A 20,200-nucleotide genomic window follows, 5' to 3' on the forward strand; every position below is an offset into this window, starting at 1 on the left:
GCGTCAGCGCGCCCGGCGGCGTCAGCGCGCCCGGCGGCGTCAGCGCGCCCGGCGGCGTCAGCGCGCCCGGCGGCGTCAGCGCGCCCGGCGGCGTCTGCGCCGAGGGCGTCCTCGGCCGCGGGAAGCACCTCGACCTCGGCGCGCACGACGACGTCGCCGGACAGCGTCGTCCGCAGCACCAGGCCCGCGGGCCAGTCCGGCAGCACCGGGCCGAGGGGCACGGACAGGACGTCCATCTCGAGGCCGTCGCGCAGGTCGTCCTCGCCGCCCGCGAGCCCAAGACCGGCGGGGTGCATGTCGTCGCCCTCCTCGACGTCCTGCGGCACCGGCGGCCGGGCGGCGGCCTCGGCGCGCTGGGCGTCGTCGTCGAGCAGGCGGCGAGCGACGTCGTCGAGCGCCCCCACCGGGTCGTCCCCGACGCTGACGACCGCCCGCGCCCGCGGCCCCGGCACCTGCTCCCAGGTGCGCTCGAGCACCGGCTTCCACCGCTCGCCGGCCGCGCCGCAGACGACGAGCGCATCGGCGTCGGCGGGGCTGGTCGCCGTCCGCCACCCGCGCGCGGCGAACGCCTGCTCCACGGCGACGCGCGCGCGCCAGGCGCCGGGCAGCTCGACGACCAGCACCGCGGCGCCGCGGACCGCGCGCCGCGCCAGCCAGTCGCTCACTGCCACTCGAAGGCCCCCTCGCGGGAGGCCCAGAGCACCGCGAGCAGCAGCACCCCGAGGAAGACGAACATCTCGACGACGGCCGAGAGCCCGACGTCGGCGACGACCAGCACCCACGGGTACATGAAGAGCATCTCGACGTCGAAGGCCAGGAAGACGACCGTCGCCGGGTACCACCGGGCGTGGAAGCGCGAGAGCGCGTGCTCGCTCGGGTCCCAGCCCGAGAGCCACGGCCAGGACGTGATGACGCCCGGCGCGACCGACGTCATGCGGTGCGCCCAGTGCGCGCCGGCGAGGCTGACGGCGGCGAGCACGAGGACGGCGAGCAGGCCGCTCCAGCCCGAGGCCCAGCCGTCGGCGAGGTCAGGCACGGCGTACCTCCCGCGGGTCGAGCGACGGCTCGGAGCCGCGCCAGAGGTGGGGCAGCCCGAGGCCGCCGACGCCGACGGCTGCAGACGGGGAGGACGAAGTCCTCAGGCCGCGCCCCGCCACCCCGCTGACCTGCGACGACGCGCAGGCGCGAGGACTTCGTCCTCCCCGTCGGCGCGGGCCTGCGCCTCGTCCCTGGCCGAAGAGGCACGGGACCGACCCAGCAGGGACGGCGTGAGGGGGCTCGACGGGCGGACGACGGCCGGTGACCGGGTCTCGCAGGACGACGGGGTCTCGGGGGCGCACGCGCACGGGGAGGGCGAGCAGACCGCTCCAGCCCCAGGACCACTCCGGCACCGCACCCACCCCCTGGCTGCTCGTTCCTGACTGCGCCCCGGACCGAGGCACCCCGACCGGGTCGACGCCCGACGGATACCCTCGGCGACCGAAGACTACGTCCGGACACCCGCACGGATGTCCGGCCAGCGACCAGGAGGTCCCGGTGGCGACGTCCCACCCGCACCCGGTGGACGCCGAGCGCGTCGAGCACGCGAGGGCGCGCGTCCCCGACCGCGAGGACGCGGAACGGCTCGCCGCGGTGCTGGGCCTCCTGGCCGACCCCACGCGCGCCCGGGTGCTCTACGCGCTCGACGCCGTCGAGGAGCTGTGCGTGGGCGACCTGGCTCTGGCCCTGTCCGCGAGCGAGGACTCGGTCGGGTACGCGCTGCGGATCCTGCGCACCGCGGGCCTCGTGACCGCCCGCAAGCAGGGCCGCGTCGTCTTCTACCGCCTGGCCGCGGGCTTCCCCGAGCCGCTGCGCGAGCACTGCCTGACCCGCCTCGTCGACCTCGCCCGGGCCCCGGAGGCCGACGGGGGCGACGTGTGACCGACGGCCCCGCCGGCCCGTCCGAGCTGCCCCACGACGCAGACCTCGCCCTCCGCCTCGCAGCGCCCGCCCGGGGCGAGCACAGGAGATCTCGATGACCACGCACCCGCTGCCCCTCGCCGTCGCCGCCGCCCTCACGCTCGGGCTGGCCGGCTGCGGAGCGACGACGCAGGACGCCGCCCAGACCAGAGCGGCCCTCGAGCAGCCGGCGACGACCGAGCCGCCCCCCACCACCGAGGCAGCGCTGCCGAGCGCCCACGTGCACGGGGTGGGCACGAACCCCGCCGACGGCGCGGTGGTCCTGGCCACCCACGACGGGCTGTTCCGCGACGACGACGGCTCGTGGACGAGCGTCGGGCCCGGCGTCGACCTCATGGGCTTCGCCGTCGCCGGGCCCGACCACTTCTACGCCTCCGGCCACCCGGGGCCCGGGACGGACCTGCCGAACCCCGTGGGCCTGATCGAGTCCACCGACGGCGGGCTCACCTGGACGCCGCGCTCGCGCGAGGGCGCGTCCGACTTCCACGCGATGGCGGCGCACGCGGGCGGCGTCATCGGCTTCGACGGGACCCTGCGGGCGACATCGGACGAGGTCACCTGGACGACGGTCGAGGCGCCCGTCGAGCCGTTCGCCCTCGCGGCGTCCGGGCAGGCCGAGACCGTGGTGGCGACCAGCCCCCAGGGCCCGGCGCTGTCGGTCGACGCGGGGGCGACGTGGACGACGCTTCGCGACGCCCCGCTCCTGCTGCTGGCCGCGGTGGCCGACGACGCCACCCTCGTCGGCGTCACCACGGCCGGCGACGTCGTCGTCAGCGAGGACACCGGCGCCACGTGGGAGCAGCGCGGCAGCCTCGGCGAGCCGCCGCAGGCCGTCTCCGCCGTGCGCGCGGAGGACGGGAGCCTGCAGGTGCTCGCGGTCACCGACGAGCTGCTCGTCTCCACCGACGGCGGGGCGACCTTCGCGCCGCGGTGACCGCCCCGCACGACGCACGTCGTCGACAGCTCGTCGTCCCGACGCCCCGCACGAGGCGTGGTGCCGGCAGATCGCCGTCCGGACCGCCTCGGACCGAGCAGGTCGTCGACGAGGTGCCCTCCTGACGCCTCCGCACGGACGTCGCCCCTGGACGCCCTCGACGCGCCGGAGGGCGGCACCCGAGCGGGGTGCCGCCCTCCGGGCGGTGCAGGTCAGGCGGTGTGGTCAGCCGATGACGGCCGTGCGCTGACCGCGACGGCCGGGCAGGCAGGCGACGAGCGCGAGCGCGACCGAGACGCCGTCCTCGACGAGCGCGGCCTGCCAGTCGGCGGTGAACGGCGAGCCCTTCGACGCCGCCCACGTGCGCCAGGCGAGGCCCGCGTGGGAGCCGGCGAGCGCGCCCAGGGCGCCGGCGATCGAGGGAGCGGTGGGGCTGCTGCCGTCGCGGTGGGCGAGGGCGGCACCGGCGGCGCCACCGGCGGCGACGCGACCGCCGAGCGGGCCCGCCTCGAGGCGGCTGGGCGTCGCGGGCTGCTTGTCCATGACCGACTCGCCCACGAACGCGCCCAGGGCGCCGACCCGGGCGAGCACGCCCGGGCCGTCGGGCCGGGCGTCGGTGAGGACGGGCCCGGCGATGCCGAGCGTGCTGCGCCCGCCCGCCGCCAGCCCGAGGAGGAGGGAGCGGGCCACGAGGCCGCTCGAGGCGGGGGTCTTGACCTGGTCGCCGGCCTGGGGCGACAGGGCCGCCACGGTGGCGTGGGTCGCGAGCCCGTAGGCGAGGTGCGGGACGACGTCGACGTACCAGTCGCCGGACGTCCAGTCGCGCGGGTCGCTGACGCCGAGCGCCGCCTGCGGCACGTCGGTCGCGACCATGGCGACCGCGCCGGTGGCGGCGCCGCCGAGGAAGCCGGGGATCTTGTAGCCGCTGCGGTGCGCGAAGCTCGTGAGGACGCCGACGCCCAGCCCGGTGGCGTAGCCGGAGAGCTGGCCGAGCGCCGTACGACGGCCCTCGTACTCCTCCCCCGAGCCTCCCACGGACCCGCCGAGGCGCTCGACGAGCGCCTCCGCGGTCTGCGCGGGGGCGTCGCTGCCGGTGCGCCCCCGCACGAGCATGTCGACGTACGTGACGGCGTTCAGGGCGGTCGTTCCGACGGCCCCGGCGACCAGGCCCCGCGTGAGTGCGCTCATGACCTCACGGTGGTCGCGTACCGGCCGGGCGGCAACCCGGCGCCGTCCCGCCCGCGTCCCGGCGCCGGAGCGGCCCGGCCCCTCGCCGGTCGAGCCGCGCTTCCCGCGGCACTCCCGGGCGCGGCAGCACCGGACGCCCGGACGTCTTCCCCCGAACGGGTGGCGCGGTCAGTCCTCCGGGGAGTAGACCCCCCTCGTGGGGGCGCCGGAGCCCCCACGACCCCGCACCGAGGGTCGGGGCGGGGACCGCCCGAGGGGGTCCGCCATGGACGAACCGGTGTGGTCGCGGCGCGTCGCCACGACCACCAGCTCCACCCGCTGCGCCAGCTCCTCGCCGCCGGCCTCGCCGCGGCGCCGCTCTCCCGCCGGCGGCGCTCTCGCCGCCGTCGCCACCGCCGCGCTCGTGCTCGCCGGCGCACCCGCCGCGACCGCTGACGACGGCCCCTCGACGACCGTCGTCGCCGAGGGCCTGGTCGGCCCGCTCTCCCTCGACGTCACCCCGCGGGGCGACGTCGTCGTCGCCCAGTCGTTCGCCGGCGCGCTCACCCGCGTCGACCGCCGGGGCGCGCGCACCGACCTCGCCGCGCTGCCCGGCGCGGAGGTGGCCGGCGTCACCGCGTCGGCCGGCGGCGTCCTCTACACGCACTCGCTGGGCCAGGGCCCCGACGCCGTGGCCCTCCTCGAGCGGGTGGACCACCGCGGGCGCACGGAGGTCGTCGCCGACCTCGGCGAGCACGAGCGCGCCGCCAACCCCGACGGGGGCACCACCTACGGGCTGCGCGACCTCGCGCAGGACTGCCTCGACCAGCTCCCCCCGGACTTCCCCGCCACCTACCCGGGCGAGGTCTACTCCCACCCGTACGCGACGGCGGACGCCCGGGCGGGACGGACCGTCGTCGCGGACGCCGGTGGCAACGCGCTGCTGTCCGTGGACGCCCGGGGGCGCGTCAGCACGCTCGCCGTCCTCCCGGCGCAGCCGGCCGTCGTCTCCCCGGGGGCGGCCGAGCAGTTCGGCCTCCCCGCCTGCGCGGTCGGCGAGACCTTCTGGTTCGAGGCCGTCCCGACCGATGTCGAGGTCGGCCCCGACGGCGGGCTCTACGTCAGCCTGCTGCCCGGCGGCCCCGAGGACCCCAGCCTCGGCGCCCGCGGCTCGGTCGTGCGGGTCGACCCGGGCACCGGCGAGGTGGAGACGGTGATCGGCGGGCTGCTCGCGGCGAGCGGGGTGGCCGTCGACGACGACGGCACCGTCTACGCGACCGAGCTCTTCGGCGGCCGCGTCGTGGCGATGGACCCGGGGGCGACCGCAGCGCGGACCGTGCTGGAGGTCGAGCTCCCCGCCGCCGTCGAGGTGGCCGGCGACCACCTGTACGTGACGACGCAGGCCCTCGGGCCCGCCGGGCAGGTGGTCCGGCTCGACCTCTGAGGCGGCTGACCGACCCCCGGCCCCCGGACCGGCGCCCAGCGCGCCGGTCCGGGGGCCGAGGTGCGCGAGACGCCGGGACCGGGCTCGGACGCGGGGGTCAGCACCCGTCACCCCTCGTCACCGACATCGCCGCCGCCCGCCGGTGAGCGACAGCGCGTGATCGACGCTGCCGCACCGGAACTACAGCCGTGTCATTCCACAGTCGTTGCCCGGCAGCACGTCTCGGATCCGGCCAGCGCAAGCGCGCCGCGCCGCCCCGGGTTGTCATCAGTCCGTGACATCACCTAGCGTCGCGCCCGTCCTGGGTACCAGGGGCCCCACCAGCCCCAGGCGCCACAGCGCACCCCGGTGCGTCGACAGGACGCGCGCTGCCGACGGCGGCGCGAAGGACCAGCCCGGCCGCCGCGCCAGCTCCGCCCAGCGGCCGTCCCCCACACCCTGCGCAGGGCGGAGCCCGAAGTCGGTCGGCGCACGCGCGAGAGGGCCTCATCATCCGTTCCACGCGACAGACCTCGACCTCGACGACGCCCCGCTCCCGTCGGCGCCTCGGCCGCCCCGTCGGGCTCGGCGCCGTGGCCGCCCTGGTCGCCGCGCCGCTCGTCGGCCTCACCACGGCCTCGACGGCGTCGGCCGCGACCGACGCCACGTGGGACCGCCTCGCCCAGTGCGAGAGCAGCGGCGACTGGAGCATCAACACGGGCAACGGCTACTACGGCGGCGTGCAGTTCTACCAGCCGACCTGGGTCGGCTTCGGCGGCCAGCAGTACGCCTCGCGGGCCGACCTGGCCACGCGCGAGGAGCAGATCGCCATCGCCGAGAAGGTCCTGGACGTCCAGGGCTGGGGCGCCTGGCCCGCCTGCACCGCCCGCCTGGGCTACGGCGAGGCCGAGAAGCGCGGCACGCCGACGCCCCCCGGCGGCTCGGTGACCCCGCCGCCGCCGTCCGACCCGGCGCCCTCGGGCTCGACCTACACGGTCCGCAGCGGCGACACGCTGGGCTCCATCGCGGCCGCCAACGGGACGACGTGGCAGCGGCTCTTCGAGGCCAACCGCGACCGCCTCTCCAACCCCAACTCCATCCGCGTCGGCCAGGTCCTGCGCCTGACCGGCGGCAGTGGCGGTGGCGGCACGACGCCGGCCCCCTCGGGCGGCAGCTACACGGTCCGCAGCGGCGACACGCTCTCGAGCATCGCGGCCGCCAACGGCACCACGTGGCGCGCGATCTACGACGCCAACCGCGACCGCCTCTCCAACCCGAACTCCATCTCCATCGGGCAGGTGCTGCGCCTCCCCTGAGGCGCAGCACGGCACGACCGCAGCACCGCCGAGGGCGGGACGGGCGCACGCCCGTCCCGCCCTCGTGCGTCCGGGGCGCCCACCTCGGAGGGGGCTCAGGCGCCCTTCGCGGCGGCGAACCCGCGCTCGAGGTCCGCGACGATGTCGTCGAGGTGCTCCAGCCCCACGGACAGGCGCACGAGCCCCGGTGTCACGCCGGCCTTCTCCTGGTCCTCCGGCGCCAGCTGGCTGTGCGTGGTCGACGCCGGGTGGATGACGAGGCTGCGCACGTCGCCGATGTTCGCCACGTGGCTGTGCAGCACCAGGCCCTCGACGAAGCGCTTGCCCGCCTCGATCCCCCCGGCGATCTCGAAGGACAGCACCCCGCCGGCGCCGCGGGGCGCGTACTTCTGCTGCCGGGCGTGCCAGGGGCTGGACGGCAGTCCCGCGTACTGGACTCGCTCGACCTCCTCGCGCGCCTCCAGCCACTCCGCGACCGCCTGCGCGTTGGCGACGTGGCGCTCCACGCGCAGGCTGAGCGTCTCGATGCCCTGGCCGAGCAGGAAGGCGTTGAACGGCGAGATCGCCGGCCCGAGGTCGCGCAGCAGCTGCACGCGCATCTTGAGGATGTAGGCGAGGTTGGCGCCCAGCGCGCTCCCCACCCCGAGGTCCCGCGCGTAGACGAGGCCGTGGTAGCTCTCGTCGGGCGTGTTGAAGCCGGGGAAGCGCTCGGGGTGCGCGGCGTAGTCGAAGGTCCCGCCGTCGACGACGACGCCGCCGATCGCCGTCCCGTGGCCGCCGAGGTACTTCGTGGCCGAGTGGACGACGACGTCGGCGCCCCACTCCAGCGGGCGCATCAGGTACGGCGTCGCGACGGTCGCGTCGACGACGAGCGGCACCCCGACCTCGTGCGCGACCCCGGCCACGCCCTCGACGTCGAGCACGTCGCCCTTGGGGTTGGGGATGGCCTCGCCGTAGAACACCTTCGTGCTCGGCCGCACCGCGGCGCGCCAGGAGTCGAGGTCGTCGGGGTCCTCGACGAACGTCGTCGTGACGCCGAGCTTCGGGAGCGTGTAGCGCAGCAGGTTGACCGTGCCGCCGTACAGGCTCGGGCTGGCGACGACGTGGTCACCGGCCTCGGCGACGTTGAGGATCGCGAGCGTCTCCGCCGACTGACCGGAGGCGACGAGCAGGGCGCCGACGCCGCCGTCGAGGTCGGCGATGCGGCGCTCGACGGCGTCCGTCGTCGGGTTCGTGATGCGCGTGTAGATGTTGCCCAGCTCGGACAGCGCGAAGAGGTCGGCAGCCTGCTGGGTGTCGCGGAACGCGAACGACGTCGTCTGGTGGATCGGCAGGGCCCGCGAGCCCGTGCTCGGGTCCGGCGCCGCGCCGGCGTGGATCTGCCGGGTCTCGAACGACCAGCCCGCGGGCGCGTCGTCCGCGACGCCGTGGGTCACCGGCTCGTCGTCGAGCGAGGTCGAGGGGGTGGGGTTCTCGGACGGAGGGGTCGACGAGGACACGGAGGTCTCCGGAGGCTCGGGGCTCGCACGAGCCCGCGCTTGCCGCGCCCGGACGGGTGGCGGCCGGGTCATCACCCGGGGCACCCCGCCGCAGGAGGAGGGTTGCCGGCCAGCGAGCCGGGGCTTCGCGCTGGCGCTCATGACCTGGGACGAGCGTAGGACGGCTGGTCCGCGCACCGGGACTCCCGTCTCACCGACCGGGACGGGTGAGCCCGCGAGTGCGGGGCCCCCGACGCAGGACGGGGCGCGCCACCCCTCGGGCGGCGCGCCCCGTCCTGAGAGCGGTGGGTCAGTCCTGCGCGGACTCCGAGCGGCGGCGCAGCAGCACGACGCCGGCGGCACCCGCGGCCACGAGGCCCGCACCGGCGACGAGCGCACCGGTCGGCGCGCCCTCGTCGACGAGGCCCCCGGCGCCCGTGTCGGCCCCGCCGACCGGCACCTGCACGAGCTGGCCGCGGACGGCGCCCGCGACGTAGTCGGACGTGTGCGTGTCGCCGAAGAACGCGGCCGGGTCGGCCTCGAGGTCGGCGAGGGAGAAGTCCGCGCCCGTGTCCTGGCCGTCCTCGCCCTCGATGCCGGTCGTCATCGGGACCTGCAGGCAGCCCGAGCTGGTCCGGACGTCGCCGTCACCCTCCGGGTTGGGGAAGGCCAGGCGCGGCGGGCCGGCCTCGCCCCGCGGCGCCTCGTGGACGTGCGTGGCGGTGGCCGCGGCGCTCTCGTACGGCGGCGTCACCCCGCGCGTCGTGATGTCGAAGCAGACGACCTCCTCGTCGCTGTTGACGTGCAGCTGCATGGTCCCGCTGCCGCCGGGCTGGCCCTCCACGGGCTCGTTCTCGGCGTTGACGACCATGTCGGGCGAGAGCTCGACGGTGTAGGCGCTGGTGAACGAGTCGGGCTCGTCCACCTGCGCCGCGGACGCCGGCAGCGCGCCGGCGGCGGCCAGCAGGCCGCTCCCCGCGAGGACGGCCGTCGTCGTGGCCAGGCGTCGTGCTCGGGTCGTGGTGCGCATGGGGGTGTCTCCCTGCTCGGGGGTGCGGCCCGTCCGGGCGCCGCGGGTCGACAGGGGGTACGACCCCGGGGCGGCCGGCGTTCACGGCGATCTCGACCCGGCGTCCCTCAACGGGCACGCACGACGGCTCCACGTCCGCAGCGCCCCCGGGCGACGTGGTCGACGTCGTCGTCGTCTGCACGGCCCCGCGCCGGCAGGTGAACGCCGGGGACGTCGCAGCCGTAACCCCTGGCAGACGGGTAGCGTCCGCGGGACCTCCTCGCGGTGACGTGCCGGCAGGGAGATCCGGTGGTCGTGCAGCAGGTCGCGGCAGGAGGGACGGGCGAGGTGGTCCGGTGGTCCGCGCGCAGCCGCGACCGCACCGACCTCCGCGCCGCGCCCCCGCCGGACCGGACGACGTCCGGAGGCGACGGGCGGCAGCAGCGAGCGGGGCCGGACGCGCTGGGAGGCGACGGCTTCGACGTCGACGAGGCGTACGAGGAGCACGCGGGGCCGATCTTCGCCTTCGCGGTCAACAGCTTGGGTGACCGCGGGGCGGCGGAGGACGCGCTGCAGGAGGTCTTCGTCCGCGCCTGGCGCGCCGGCGACCGGTACGGGAGCGAGCGCGGGTCGGTGCGCACGTGGCTGTTCGCCATCGCGCGCAACGTGGTGGTCGACGCGCACCGCGCCGGCGCTCGGCGGCCGCGCCCGGTGGACGTGGCCGAGGAGCGCGACCGCCCCGCGGCGGGCGACGCCCACGGCGCGAGCCTGGACCGGCTCGTCGTCGTCGAGGCGCTGGCGCGGCTCGGGCCCGAGCACCGCGAGGTGGTCGTGCACGTGCACCTGCTGGGCGGCACGTACGAGGAGCTCTCGGAGCGGACGGGCGTGCCGAGAGCCACGCTGCGGACGCGGATGTACTACGGGCTGCGCGCGCTGCGCGCGGTGATCGACGAGGACGGCGGAGGAGGTGGAGACCATGGCTGAGCAGGACCGGAGCCACGAGACCTGGGACGGGGACTGGGACGGCGGCGAGGACCGCCGGGCCGAGCTGCTCGGCGGCGCGGTGAGCGACGACCTGGACGCCGCCGAGCGCGCCGAGCTGGAGCGGCTGCTGGCGCAGGACCCGTCGGCGGCCCGGGAGCTCGACGAGCTCCGCCTCGTGCTGGGCGCCCTGCCGCCCCGCGGGTCGGGCTGGGACGACGCCCCCGCCCCGCGCCGGGAGGACCTCGACGTCCGCGGGCCCGGCACCGACGCCCTCGCCGCGAGGCGGCGCGCCGTCCCCGCCCCTCAGCGCGACCGCCGACCGCCGTGGCTGCTCGGCGCGGCCGCCGCCGCGCTCGTCGTCCTGGGCGTCGGCGCGGGTGCGGGGCTGGCCGCGCTGGGCGAGCGACCGCCCAGCGGGCCGCCCGGGACGCTCGGCGCCGTCGAGCAGGTCGCCGTCGTGGGCGAGCCGCCGGGGGTCGAGGCGGACGTCGCCGTCGTCGCCCACACGTGGGGCACCGAGACGGTGCTCGACGTCGCCGGACTGCCCGCGGGCCGCTCCTACCGCGTGGCCCTGCTCGGCGAGGACGGCGCCGAGGTCGGCTCCGGCTCGTTCCTCGGCAGCGAGCAGCCCGTCGAGTGCCGGCTCAACGCCGCCCTGCTGCGCGAGGACGTCGACCGGCTCGTCGTGCTGGACGCCGCCGACGACGTCGTCCTGTCCGCGGACCTGCCCGTGGTCTGAGCCGACCCGCCGACCGGTGCCGGCGGGTCGGCGCGGCCGCGACGTCGCACCTGCGCCAGCAGCAGCGCGGCGACGACGACGAGGGCGCCGACCAGCTGCAGCGGGCCCAGCGACTCCCCGAGCACCAGCCACCCGGCGGCCGTGGCCACGAGCGGGCTGACCAGCCCCAGCACGGCGACGCGGGTGACCGGCAGCGCGGCGACGCCCCGGAACCACAGGGCGTACGCGAGCGCCGTGCCCGCCAGGGCCAGGTAGGCGTAGCCCGCGACGCTCGCCGGAGGCAGCGCGGGCGGCGCCCCCTCCACGAGCAGGACCAGCGGCGCGAGGAGCAGGCCGCCGGCCACGAGCTGCCAGCCGGTGAAGGCCAGCAGGGGCACCGGCCGCCCCCAGCGCTTGGTCAGCAGGACGCCCAGCGACATCGCCACGGCGCCGCCGGCGGCGGCCAGCAGCCCGACCGGGTCCAGGGCCGCGTCGGAGCGCAGGACGAGCAGGGCCACGCCCGCGACGCCGAGCACGCCGGCCGCCAGGGTCACCGGCGCGGCGCGCTCCCCGACCAGGCGGGGGGCGAGCAGGGCGACGACGAGCGGGGAGAGCGCGCCCACGACCGCCGCGACGCCGCCGGGCAGCCGGTAGGCGGCGACGAAAAGCAGCGCGAAGAACCCCCCGATGTTCAGCAGCCCCAGGACGCCGGCGCGCCACCACCAGGCGCCCCGGGGCAGGACGCGCGCCACCAGCAGGAGCAGCACGCCCGCGGGGAGCGCGCGCAGGAGGGCCGACAGGAGGGGGCGGTCCGGCGGCAGCGCCTGCGTCGTCACGAGGTAGGTCGTCCCCCACAGCGCCGGGGCGACCGCGGTCGCCGCCGTCAGCCCGGCGCGTCCCCTGAGCTCGAGTCCTCTTAGCACTGAAGGAGGGTACCTCACCGCTAAGAGGTCGGCTAGGTTGCCCGTGTGGCCGACCACGTCGACGAGGTGCTCGCCCAGTGGTCGCGGCAGCGCCCCGACCTCGACACCGCCCCGATGGCCGTGCTGGGGCGCCTCTCGCGGCTGACCCAGGTGGTGGAGGCGCGACAGCGGGCGACCTTCGCCGCGCACGACCTCGACGCGGCGTCCTTCGACGTCCTCGCGACGCTGCGCCGCAGCGACCCCCCGCACGAGCTGACGCCGGGCCGCCTCGCCGCGAGCTCCATGGTCACCAGCGGGGCGGTCACCCAGCGCCTGGACCGGCTGGAGGCCCGGGGCCTCGTGCGCCGGCGACGCGGCGACGTCGACACCCGGACGGTGCTCGTCTCGCTCACGGAGGCGGGCCGCGCGGCGGTCGAAGGCGTCCTGCCCGACCACCTCGCCACGGGGCGCGACCTGCTCGGGCCGCTCGACGACGACCAGCGGGCGCAGCTCGCCGACCTCCTGCGCGCGCTGCTCACGGCGCACGAGGCCGCCCCCGACCCCGACCGGACCGGCGCGACCTGACCCCCAGCCCCAGTCCCCGCGGTCCCAGTCCCCCTGGTGTCGGGGACGGCGCAGGTCAGCCGGCGGTGACGACCAGGTCTGCCAGGCCCCGGCCCCGCGCGGCCAGCGCGGCGTCGGGCTCGTCGACGGCGGCCATCCAGGCCCGGGCCCGCTCGGGCGTCTTGCCGAACTCGACGTGCCGGGCGAGCAGCCGGGCGCTGCGCCGGTCCTCGTCGGCCTCGACGAACCACACCTCGTCGAGCAGGCCGCGGACGGCGTCCCACGGCGCCTCGTCGAGCAGCAGGTAGTTGCCCTCCGTGACGACGAGGCGCGCCTCCCGAGGCACCGCGACCGCGCCGGCGAGCGCCTGCTCGAGGTCGCGCTCGAAGGACGGGGCGTAGACGACGTCCTCGTCGGCGGCGCGCAGGCGGCGCAGCAGCGCGACGTAGCCGCCGGCGTCGAAGCTGGCGGGCACGCCCTTGCGGTCCGCCAGCCCCAGGCGCTCGAGCTGCACGTCGGCGAGGTGGAACCCGTCCATCGGCACCTGCACGGCGACGGGCGGGCCACCGGCCTCGCGCAGCGCCGCGTCGACGCCGTCGGCCACCGCGCGCGCGAGAGTCGTCTTGCCCGCGGCGGGCGCGCCCGCGACGCCGAGCAGCACCCTGTCCCCCCGCTCCAGCAGCGACACCGCCCGGTCGACCAGCTCCTCGGTGCGCATGGCGCGCAGGGTGCCACGGGCGGCCGCCGCGGCGACCGGACCGCCCCCCGGCGAGGTCGCGCCCGGACGCGCCCCGTGCGCCACGAGCCCCGCGGCGGAGCAGGATGCGCGCATGGTGGAGCGGGAGCACGCAGGCAGCACGGCCGTCGTGACGGGGGGCGCGCGCGGCATCGGCTACGCGTGCGCCGCGGAGCTGGCGGCCCGCGGCGCGGACGTCGCGCTCCTGGACGTGCTGGGGGAGACCGGCGCGAGCGCCTCGCGCCTCGCCGCCGAGCACGGGGTCCGCGCCGTCGCCGTCCGGGCCGACGTCACGGACGCCGCCTCGGTCGCCGCGGCGCTGGAGGAGGTGGCGCAGCGGCTCGCGCCGCCGTCGGTGCTCGTGCACGCGGCCGGCACGGCGCTGGTCTCCGACGCCCTGGAGACGACGCCGGAGCAGTGGGACCGGGTGCTGCGGGTGAACCTCACCGGCACGTTCCTCGTGTGCCAGGCCTTCGCCCGCGCGCGCGTCGCCGCGGGGTCGGGCGGCACCGTCGTCGCCATCGCCTCGATGTCGGCGCGCGTGGTGAACGTCCCGCAGCGCCAGAGCGCCTACAACGCCAGCAAGGCCGGTGTCGAGGGTCTCGTGCGCTCCCTCGCCGTGGAGTGGGCACCGCTGGGCGTCCGCGTGAACGCCGTCTCCCCCGGCTACATCGCGACCGACCAGACCCGCGGCGTCCTCGAGGGCGACCCCGAGACCGCCGCGGCCTGGCGCTCGCGCATCCCCGCCGGCGACGTCGGCGCGCCCGAGGACGTGGCGCACGCCGTCGCGCACCTCGCCTCGCCCCGCTCGCGCTACGTCGTCGGCCAGTGCGTCACCGTCGACGGCGGCTACACCGCCCTCTGATCGGCCCCCTCGCCCCGCACTCCGTCGGCACCTCGCCGCCGACCGGCCCTTCCCGACGGCGTCATGCCGACAGAGTGCGCGGAGATGCCCTCCACCCGGCGTCATGCCGACACAGTGCGAGAAAGGGGCCCCTCCACCCGGCGTCATGCCGACACAGTGCGAGAAAGGGGCCCCTCCACACGGCGTCATGCCGACAGAGTGCGGGGAAGGGCCCCTCCACCCGGCGTCATGGCGACGGAGTGCGGGGCACGGGTCAGTGGACCGTGTACCCGCCGTCGGCGACGAGCACGGTGCCGGTGCAGAAGGACGACGCGTCGCTCGCGAGGTAGACGACGCTGGCGGCGACCTCCTCGGGCGTGGAGTAGCGCTGCATGGGCGCGTCCTCGATCCACATCCGCCGGAACCGCGGCTCGTCGACGGGCGCCATCTCCGTCTTGACGTACCCCGGGGCGAGCGCGTTGACGCGGATGCCGAGCGGGGCCCACTCGGCGGCCAGGGACTTCGTGAGCTGGTGCACGGCAGCCTTGCTCGCGTTGTAGACGGCCTGCATCTGCGGGCGGTTGACGATCATCGCGCTGATCGAGCCGATGTTGACGACGGACCCGCGGACGCCGTCCGGGCCCTGCTCGGCCAGGTGCGGCGCCGCGACCTGCGACGGCAGCCAGACGCCGCGGACGTTGGTCTGCAGCACGTCCTGGAAGTGGTCGTCGCTCACCTCGAGCGCCGGCTCGTGGATGCACGTGCCGGCGTTGTTGACCAGCACCTGCAGCCCGCCCAGCTCGGCGACGACGCGGTCCACGCCCGCCTGCACCTCGGCCCGGTCGGTGACGTCCATCCGCAGGCCGAGGGTGCGCCGGCCCGTGGACGCGGCGATCTCGGCGGCCGCCTCGACGCTGCGGGCCTCGTCGCGGGCGGCGACGGCGACGTCCGCACCGGCCTCGGCCAGGGCCTGGGCGAAGGCGCGGCCGAGGCCGCGGTAGCCACCGGTGACGAGGGCCACGCGCCCCTCGAGCGAGAAGCGGTCGAGCACACCGCTGCTCCGGCGGCCGCCCTCCCCCGTGCCGTCCCCGGCGCTCATCGGGGGCCCCCGGCGACGTCCACGACGGCCTTCATGCTCAGCGGGTCCCCGTCGGACTCGAGCGCCTCGGCGACGGAGTCGAGGTCGTAGCGGGCCGTGACCATGCCGTCGAGGTCGACCCGGCCGGTGCGGGCCAGCTCGATGGCCCGGGGCCAGGTGTCGACGTACCGGAACACGCCGGTGAGGTTGATCTCGCGGGTGGCGATGAGCTGCACGGGCAGCTCGACGTGCTCGGCCCCGAGCCCCACGAGGACGACGGCGCCGCCGCCCCGCACGGAGCGGATGCCGGCCTGGACCGCGGGCGTGGCGCCCGTGCAGTCGATGAAGGCGTCGGCCTCGAGCGCGTCGAGCTCGGCGGAGGCCTCGCGCGGGTCGAGGGCGCGGGTGGCGCCGAAGCCGAGGATCCGCTCGCGGCGGGACTCCACGAGGTCGGTCACGACGACCTCCGTGGCCCCGCGCGCCTTCGCGGCCATGGCGACCATCGCGCCGATGGGGCCGGCGCCGGCGACGAGCACGCGGTCCCCGGGGCCGATGGCGGCCTTGTGCGCCGACCAGATGCCGACCGAGAGGGGCTCCAGCAGACCGGCCGCCGCGTCGGACAGGGAGTCCGGGATCGGGTGGGCGAAGTCGGCGGGCGCCGTGACGTACTCGCAGAAGGCGCCGTCCACCGGCGGCGTCGCGTAGAAGATCATGTTGGGGCACAGGTTCATCCGGCCCGCGTGGCACTGGCGGCAGCGCCGGCACGGCTTCTGCGGCTCCACGGCCACCCGCTGCCCGATCCGCGCCTCGGGGACGTCGCGGCCGACGGCGACGACGGTGCCCCCCGCCTCGTGGCCGAGGACCAGCGGGCCCGTGACGACCATGTCGCCGATGTGGCCCTCGGTGTAGTAGTGGACGTCGGACCCGCAGACGCCGACCGACCCGACGCGCACCAGCACCTCGTCGTCGGCGGGCACCGGGACCGGGCGCTCCTGCACCTCGACGGCGCGCACCCCCGTCATCACGCTCGCCCGCATCGTGCGGGGCACCTCGCCCGTGGTGCTGCTCGTCGTCGTGCTGGTCACCGTCGATCGCCTCCTCGTCGCGGGCGGCGCACCGGCGCCCCGCCCGCGGGGGAGTCTGCCGCGCCCGGGCACCGCCGGCACCCAGCGGCTGCCCGCGGAGCCGCTGGAGCGCGGGTCAGGACGGCAGGTCGGCGCCCAGGCGGAGCGGCAGCCGGGGAGCCGGCACGTCCGCCACCGGCGGCAGGTCGGGGCGCGGGCCGAGCACCTGCTCGGCGTACTCGGTCGCCGGGAGGGCGCGGGAGAAGAGCCAGCCCTGGCCCAGCCGGACCCCCTGCGCCAGCAGATGCCGCCGCTGCTCCTCGGTCTCGACGCCCTCGGCGAGCAGGTCGAGGCGGAGCGTGCGCGACATCGCCACGATGCCCGCGACGAGCCGGCTCCTGCCCGGACTCGCCCCGGTGACGACCGACCGGTCGATCTTGAGCACCTGCACGGGGAAGCGCTGCAGGTAGTCCAGCGAGGTGTAGCCGCGGCCGTAGTCGTCGAGGTGGATGCCGACGCCGAGGCCGCGGAGGTCGTGCAGCACCTCCAGCAGCTGGTCGTCCTCGGGGAGCGGCTCGTGCTCGAGGATCTCGACGTGGAGCTGGGAGCCCGGCACTCCGGCGCGCGCGAGCGCCTCGCGCACGCGCTCGGGCAGCCCCGGGTCCAGGAGGCTCGAGCGGCTGAGGTTGACGCTCACGGGCAGCACCCGGCGGCGCTGGTCGCGCCAGCGGCCCAGCTGCTCGAGGACCTCGGCGAGGACGGCGCCGTCCAGGTCCGCGTCGAGGCCGCTGGCCGTCACGTGGCCGAGGAAGGCGTCGGGGGCCAGGAGCCCGTGCTCGGGGTGGCGCCAGCGCACGAGGGCCTCGGCGCCGACCACCTCGCCCGTCGCCAGCTCGACCAGCGGCTGGTAGTGCATCTCCAGCCGCCCGACCGACGGCGAGCGGCCGGCGAGGAGCAGGCGCACCTGGCTGGTGAGGGTGAAGCGGTGCATCACCTCGTCGCGCTGCTCGGGCCGGTAGGAGCGCGCGGTGTCGCGCCCGGCGCCCTTGGCGGCGTAGAGGGCGACGTCGGCGCGCGTGAGCTGCTCCGACAGCGGGGTCCCCGGTGCGGGGGCGGCCACGCCGACGCTCGCGCTCGTGCGCAGCACCAGGTCGCCCACCTCCATCGGCGTCCGCAGGGAGACGACGACGCGCTCGGCGACGTCGTCCTCGAGGCCGGGGTGCACCAGGACGGCGAACTCGTCGCCGCCGAAGCGCGCCACGACGCCGTCCTCGCCCACCGCCGCGCGGAGGCGGTCGCGCACGCCGAGCAGCAGCCGGTCGCCGACGTCGTGTCCGTGGGCGTCGTTGACGTCCTTGAAGTCGTCGAGGTCGACGAGCAGCAGCGCCCAGCCGCCCTCCGCCTGGTCGTCGTGGACGCGCGCCAGGCCGCGGCGGTTGGGCAGGTCGGTGAGCGGGTCGTGCTCGGCGAGGTGCTCGGCGCCGCGCAGCGCCGACCACGAGCGCAGGACGCCGGCCAGCGCCGTGCTCGTCCCGACGACGAGGTGGGTCCACCCGGGCAGGCTCGCCCCGCCGACGGCCAGGTCGACGAGGCGCAGCCCGACGGGGACGACCACCAGGGGCAGCAGTCCGAGCACGTCCGTGGAGCGCGGCCGGCCCTCGGCGAGCTCACGGGGCTCGAAGGCGATGCGCATGCTCGGGTGCAGGGCCGCGACCCCGAACAGGCCGAAGCCGAGCACGACGGCGGGCGTGGACGCGGCGCCGTAGGAGTCCCCGAAGAGCCGGCCGACCGTCGAGATGTCGTAGAACGCCAGGGCCGTCGCCGCGGCGACGGCCAGCCACCACGCCGCGCTGCTGCGGCGCCGGACGACCGCCGAGCGCAGCACGAAGGCGAGCAGGACCACGTCGACGGTCGCGACGAGCCCCAGGCGCGAGGAGGACGAGCTCGACGCCAGCAGGACGGCGGTCTGGGCCGCCACCAGCCCCAGCACCGCGCAGACGACGAAGAGCTCGAGGACGTCCACGCGCCGGCGCGGGCCGCCGGAGCGGTGGGCCACCAGGAGGAGCACGACCGCGGCCAGCACCTGCCCCGACAGCAGCAGCACGTGGGCGGGTCCCTCGAGGCCGACGACCTCCAGGACGTGGTTGGCCGACCACGTCGCGAGCATCGCCGCCATGAGCAGCCAGCCCCACCACCCCGCGGGGCGGTGCAGCGCGACGCCGACGAGGACGCCGACGACGGACGCCCACGGCACGACGTGGGCGGTCACCGGGCGCAGCGCGGGCAGGAGTGCGGTGGCGAGGGCCACCAGCAGGAGGACGCCGAGCGCTGCCCACGCGAGGCGCGGGCGCCGCAGCGCCTCGAGGTCCATGCCCTGCTCGTCGGCCGGCGCGGCGCCCTCCCGCACCGGAGGGGGCCTGCTGGGCTCGCCGACCACGCGGACGGCCCACCCGCGGCGCCCCTGCTAGACAGGGCGGGTCCCGCTCGGCACCCCACCCGCCCCCCGGAGGACCCCCGTGACCCAGCGCCTGCGCGTGGCCGTCGCCACGCCGTTCGACGAGCGCAGCCGCGAGATCGTCCGCGAGCGCGAGCCGCGCGTGGACCTCGTCGTCGGCCCGGAGCTGCTGGCGCCGGTGCGCTACCCCGGTGACCAGGGCGGCGACCCGGACTTCCGCCGCGGCGAGGAGCAGCAGCGCGCCTTCGAGGAGCTGCTCGACGGCGCCGACGCCCTGCTGGGGGTGCCCGACGACGACCCGGCCGCCCTGGCGCGCGCCGTCCGCGCGAACCCCGGCCTGCGCTGGGTGCACACGATGGCGGCCGGGGGCGGGCAGTCCGTGCGCGCCGCCCGGCTCTCGGAGGAGGAGCTCGGCCGCGTCGCCTTCACCACCTCGGCGGGGGTGCACGGCGCGCCGCTGGCCGAGTTCGCGCTCCTGGGGCTGCTGGCCGGCGCCAAGCGCCTGCCGAGGCTGCAGGCGGACTCGGCCTCGCGCACGTGGGCGGACAAGTGGTTCATGGGCCAGCTGCACGAGCAGACCGTGCTCGTCGTGGGCCTGGGCGGGATCGGCCGGGAGGTCGCCCGCGTGCTCTCCGCGCTCGGGGCCACCGTCCTCGGCACGAGCCGCCACGGGCGCCCCGTCGACGGCGTCGACGAGGTCGTGCCGACCGACCGCCTGGCCGAGGCGGCCGGCCGCGCGGACGCCGTGGTCGTGACCCTGCCGGGCACGCCGGCGACGAAGGGCCTGCTGAGCGCCGAGGTCTTCGCGGCGATGCGGCCCGGCACGACCTTCGTCAACGTGGGCCGCGGCACCGTCGTCGACGAGGAGGCCCTGGTGGCCGCGCTCGACGACGGGCGCGTCGGCTTCGCCGCGCTCGACGTCGTCGCGCGCGAGCCGCTGGAGCCGGCGAGCCCGCTGTGGGACCGCCCCGACGTCCTGGTCAGCCCGCACACGGCCGCCGGCGGCCCGACGCTGGACCACCGCATCGCGGAGCTGTTCGCCGACAACGCGACCCGGCTGCTCGACGGGCGCGAGCTGCGCAACCGGGTGGACGTCGTCGAGTTCTACTGAGGCCGGCGCGCGGGCCGACCGCGCACGGCGGGACCGGCGGGTCAGCCCATGCCGTGCACGCGGTCGGCCTCGACGACGAGCACCACGCGCTGCTGGTCTCGGCCGCCGTACCAGGCGTAGGGACCGCCCGTGTACTTGTGCGACAGCGCCTCGATGTGCTCGGCCGCGCCCTCGGTCGTCGTCCGCACCACGCGCCCCCGCACGGCCACGTAGCGGTAGGGGTTCTCGGGGTCGGCCACGGCCACGCTCACGCGCGGGTCCCGCTCGACGTTGCGCGTCTTCTGGTAGCCCACGACGGTGTTGACCAGGACGTGCTCGCCGTCGGTGTCCACCCACGTCTGCGTCGTCTGCGGGGAGCCGTCGGGCATCAGGGTGGTCACGTAGCAGGGGCTGGGGCGGCGCAGCAGGTCGAGCAGGTCCTGGGGCAGCTTCACGGGGGGCTCCTCCGTCGGGTGCGG

Annotated in this window: 18 protein-coding genes, 1 pseudogene and 1 riboswitch; of the genes and pseudogenes, 8 read left to right on the plus strand and 11 right to left on the minus strand. The window is 77.0% G+C overall.

Annotation, left to right across the window (positions count from 1 at the left end; all coding sequences use genetic code 11):
• Both Q0848_RS13320 and Q0848_RS13325 read right to left on the minus strand, forming a co-directional pair.
• A pseudogene (locus tag Q0848_RS13320) lies at window positions 1-671 on the minus strand (hypothetical protein); the annotation flags it as partial.
• On the minus strand, window positions 662-1,036 hold the full coding sequence (locus Q0848_RS13325) for an NADH-quinone oxidoreductase subunit A (RefSeq protein WP_299038337.1): 375 nt from the start codon (window positions 1,034-1,036) through the stop codon (window positions 662-664). The gene Q0848_RS13325 and the pseudogene Q0848_RS13320, both read right to left, overlap by 10 nt.
• Before the next feature lie 500 nt (window positions 1,037-1,536).
• On the opposite strand from Q0848_RS13325, the gene Q0848_RS13330 reads away from it, so the two are divergent.
• Together Q0848_RS13330 and Q0848_RS13335 are read left to right on the plus strand one after the other, a co-directional pair.
• The gene (locus Q0848_RS13330) at window positions 1,537-1,920 is read left to right on the plus strand and encodes a helix-turn-helix transcriptional regulator (RefSeq protein WP_299038338.1); all 384 of its coding nucleotides are present in this window, start codon (window positions 1,537-1,539) and stop codon (window positions 1,918-1,920) included.
• A 94-nt stretch (window positions 1,921-2,014) separates the two neighbouring features.
• A complete protein-coding gene (locus Q0848_RS13335) occupies window positions 2,015-2,893 on the plus strand; it encodes a F510_1955 family glycosylhydrolase (RefSeq protein ID WP_299038339.1) in 879 nt (292 codons plus the stop codon).
• Window positions 2,894-3,118: 225 nt separating this feature from the next.
• Here the strand turns inward: Q0848_RS13335 and Q0848_RS13340 are convergent, their stop codons facing one another.
• Complete coding sequence (locus tag Q0848_RS13340; protein WP_299038341.1) at window positions 3,119-4,081, minus strand: hypothetical protein; 963 nt, start codon at window positions 4,079-4,081, stop codon at window positions 3,119-3,121.
• Between the two features lie 265 nt (window positions 4,082-4,346).
• Between Q0848_RS13340 and Q0848_RS13345 the strand changes: the two genes are divergently transcribed.
• On the plus strand, window positions 4,347-5,504 hold the full coding sequence (locus Q0848_RS13345) for a ScyD/ScyE family protein (protein ID WP_299038343.1): 1,158 nt from the start codon (window positions 4,347-4,349) through the stop codon (window positions 5,502-5,504).
• Window positions 5,505-6,076: 572 nt separating this feature from the next.
• Complete coding sequence (locus Q0848_RS13350) at window positions 6,077-6,799, plus strand: transglycosylase family protein (protein WP_299038345.1); 723 nt, start codon at window positions 6,077-6,079, stop codon at window positions 6,797-6,799.
• A gap of 95 nt (window positions 6,800-6,894) precedes the next feature.
• Here Q0848_RS13350 and Q0848_RS13355 read toward each other — a convergent pair whose 3' ends face one another.
• Entirely contained in the window at window positions 6,895-8,235 is a 1,341-nt protein-coding gene (locus tag Q0848_RS13355; RefSeq protein WP_366146607.1) for a bifunctional o-acetylhomoserine/o-acetylserine sulfhydrylase, read from the minus strand.
• Window positions 8,236-8,328: 93 nt separating this feature from the next.
• Window positions 8,329-8,443, minus strand: a riboswitch (SAM riboswitch).
• Window positions 8,444-8,587: 144 nt separating this feature from the next.
• Window positions 8,588-9,307 (minus strand): CHRD domain-containing protein, encoded by a 720-nt coding sequence (locus Q0848_RS13360; RefSeq protein WP_299038348.1) that lies wholly within the window; start codon window positions 9,305-9,307, stop codon window positions 8,588-8,590.
• Between the two features lie 288 nt (window positions 9,308-9,595).
• On the opposite strand from Q0848_RS13360, the gene Q0848_RS13365 reads away from it, so the two are divergent.
• Entirely contained in the window at window positions 9,596-10,270 is a 675-nt protein-coding gene (locus tag Q0848_RS13365; protein ID WP_299038350.1) for a sigma-70 family RNA polymerase sigma factor, read from the plus strand.
• Window positions 10,271-10,828: 558 nt separating this feature from the next.
• On the opposite strand, the gene Q0848_RS13370 is transcribed toward Q0848_RS13365, so the two are convergent.
• The gene (locus Q0848_RS13370) at window positions 10,829-11,875 is read right to left on the minus strand and encodes an EamA family transporter (protein ID WP_366146608.1); all 1,047 of its coding nucleotides are present in this window, start codon (window positions 11,873-11,875) and stop codon (window positions 10,829-10,831) included.
• Window positions 11,876-11,956: 81 nt separating this feature from the next.
• Between Q0848_RS13370 and Q0848_RS13375 the strand changes: the two genes are divergently transcribed.
• On the plus strand, window positions 11,957-12,475 hold the full coding sequence (locus Q0848_RS13375) for a MarR family winged helix-turn-helix transcriptional regulator (RefSeq protein WP_299038353.1): 519 nt from the start codon (window positions 11,957-11,959) through the stop codon (window positions 12,473-12,475).
• A 55-nt stretch (window positions 12,476-12,530) separates the two neighbouring features.
• Here Q0848_RS13375 and Q0848_RS13380 read toward each other — a convergent pair whose 3' ends face one another.
• A complete protein-coding gene (locus Q0848_RS13380) occupies window positions 12,531-13,172 on the minus strand; it encodes a nucleoside/nucleotide kinase family protein (protein ID WP_299038355.1) in 642 nt (213 codons plus the stop codon).
• Window positions 13,173-13,284: 112 nt separating this feature from the next.
• Between Q0848_RS13380 and Q0848_RS13385 the strand changes: the two genes are divergently transcribed.
• Window positions 13,285-14,055, plus strand: a complete 771-nt coding sequence (locus Q0848_RS13385; RefSeq protein WP_299038356.1) for an SDR family NAD(P)-dependent oxidoreductase — start codon at window positions 13,285-13,287, stop codon at window positions 14,053-14,055.
• A gap of 253 nt (window positions 14,056-14,308) precedes the next feature.
• Here the strand turns inward: Q0848_RS13385 and Q0848_RS13390 are convergent, their stop codons facing one another.
• From Q0848_RS13390 to Q0848_RS13400, 3 genes are all read right to left on the minus strand, one after another.
• Window positions 14,309-15,133: an SDR family NAD(P)-dependent oxidoreductase gene (locus tag Q0848_RS13390; RefSeq protein WP_299038358.1), complete on the minus strand. Its 825-nt coding sequence runs from the start codon at window positions 15,131-15,133 to the stop codon at window positions 14,309-14,311.
• Window positions 15,130-16,149, minus strand: coding sequence for an NAD(P)-dependent alcohol dehydrogenase (locus Q0848_RS13395; protein WP_366146609.1), 1,020 nt, complete (start codon window positions 16,147-16,149; stop codon window positions 15,130-15,132). Before Q0848_RS13395 ends, Q0848_RS13390 begins: the two co-directional genes overlap by 4 nt.
• 163 nt (window positions 16,150-16,312) lie before the next feature.
• Window positions 16,313-18,583 carry a bifunctional diguanylate cyclase/phosphodiesterase gene (locus Q0848_RS13400; protein WP_299038362.1) on the minus strand — a complete coding sequence of 757 codons (2,271 nt, stop codon included), beginning with the start codon at window positions 18,581-18,583 and terminating at the stop codon, window positions 16,313-16,315.
• A 121-nt stretch (window positions 18,584-18,704) separates the two neighbouring features.
• Between Q0848_RS13400 and Q0848_RS13405 the strand changes: the two genes are divergently transcribed.
• Window positions 18,705-19,742, plus strand: coding sequence for a D-2-hydroxyacid dehydrogenase (locus tag Q0848_RS13405; RefSeq protein ID WP_366146610.1), 1,038 nt, complete (start codon window positions 18,705-18,707; stop codon window positions 19,740-19,742).
• A 41-nt stretch (window positions 19,743-19,783) separates the two neighbouring features.
• On the opposite strand, the gene Q0848_RS13410 is transcribed toward Q0848_RS13405, so the two are convergent.
• Window positions 19,784-20,176 (minus strand): PPOX class F420-dependent oxidoreductase, encoded by a 393-nt coding sequence (locus Q0848_RS13410; protein ID WP_299038364.1) that lies wholly within the window; start codon window positions 20,174-20,176, stop codon window positions 19,784-19,786.
• Between the last annotated feature and the right edge of the window lie 24 nt (window positions 20,177-20,200).

Source organism: uncultured Pseudokineococcus sp. (assembly GCF_947495735.1).
Classification (GTDB): Bacteria; Actinomycetota; Actinomycetes; order Actinomycetales; family Quadrisphaeraceae; genus Pseudokineococcus.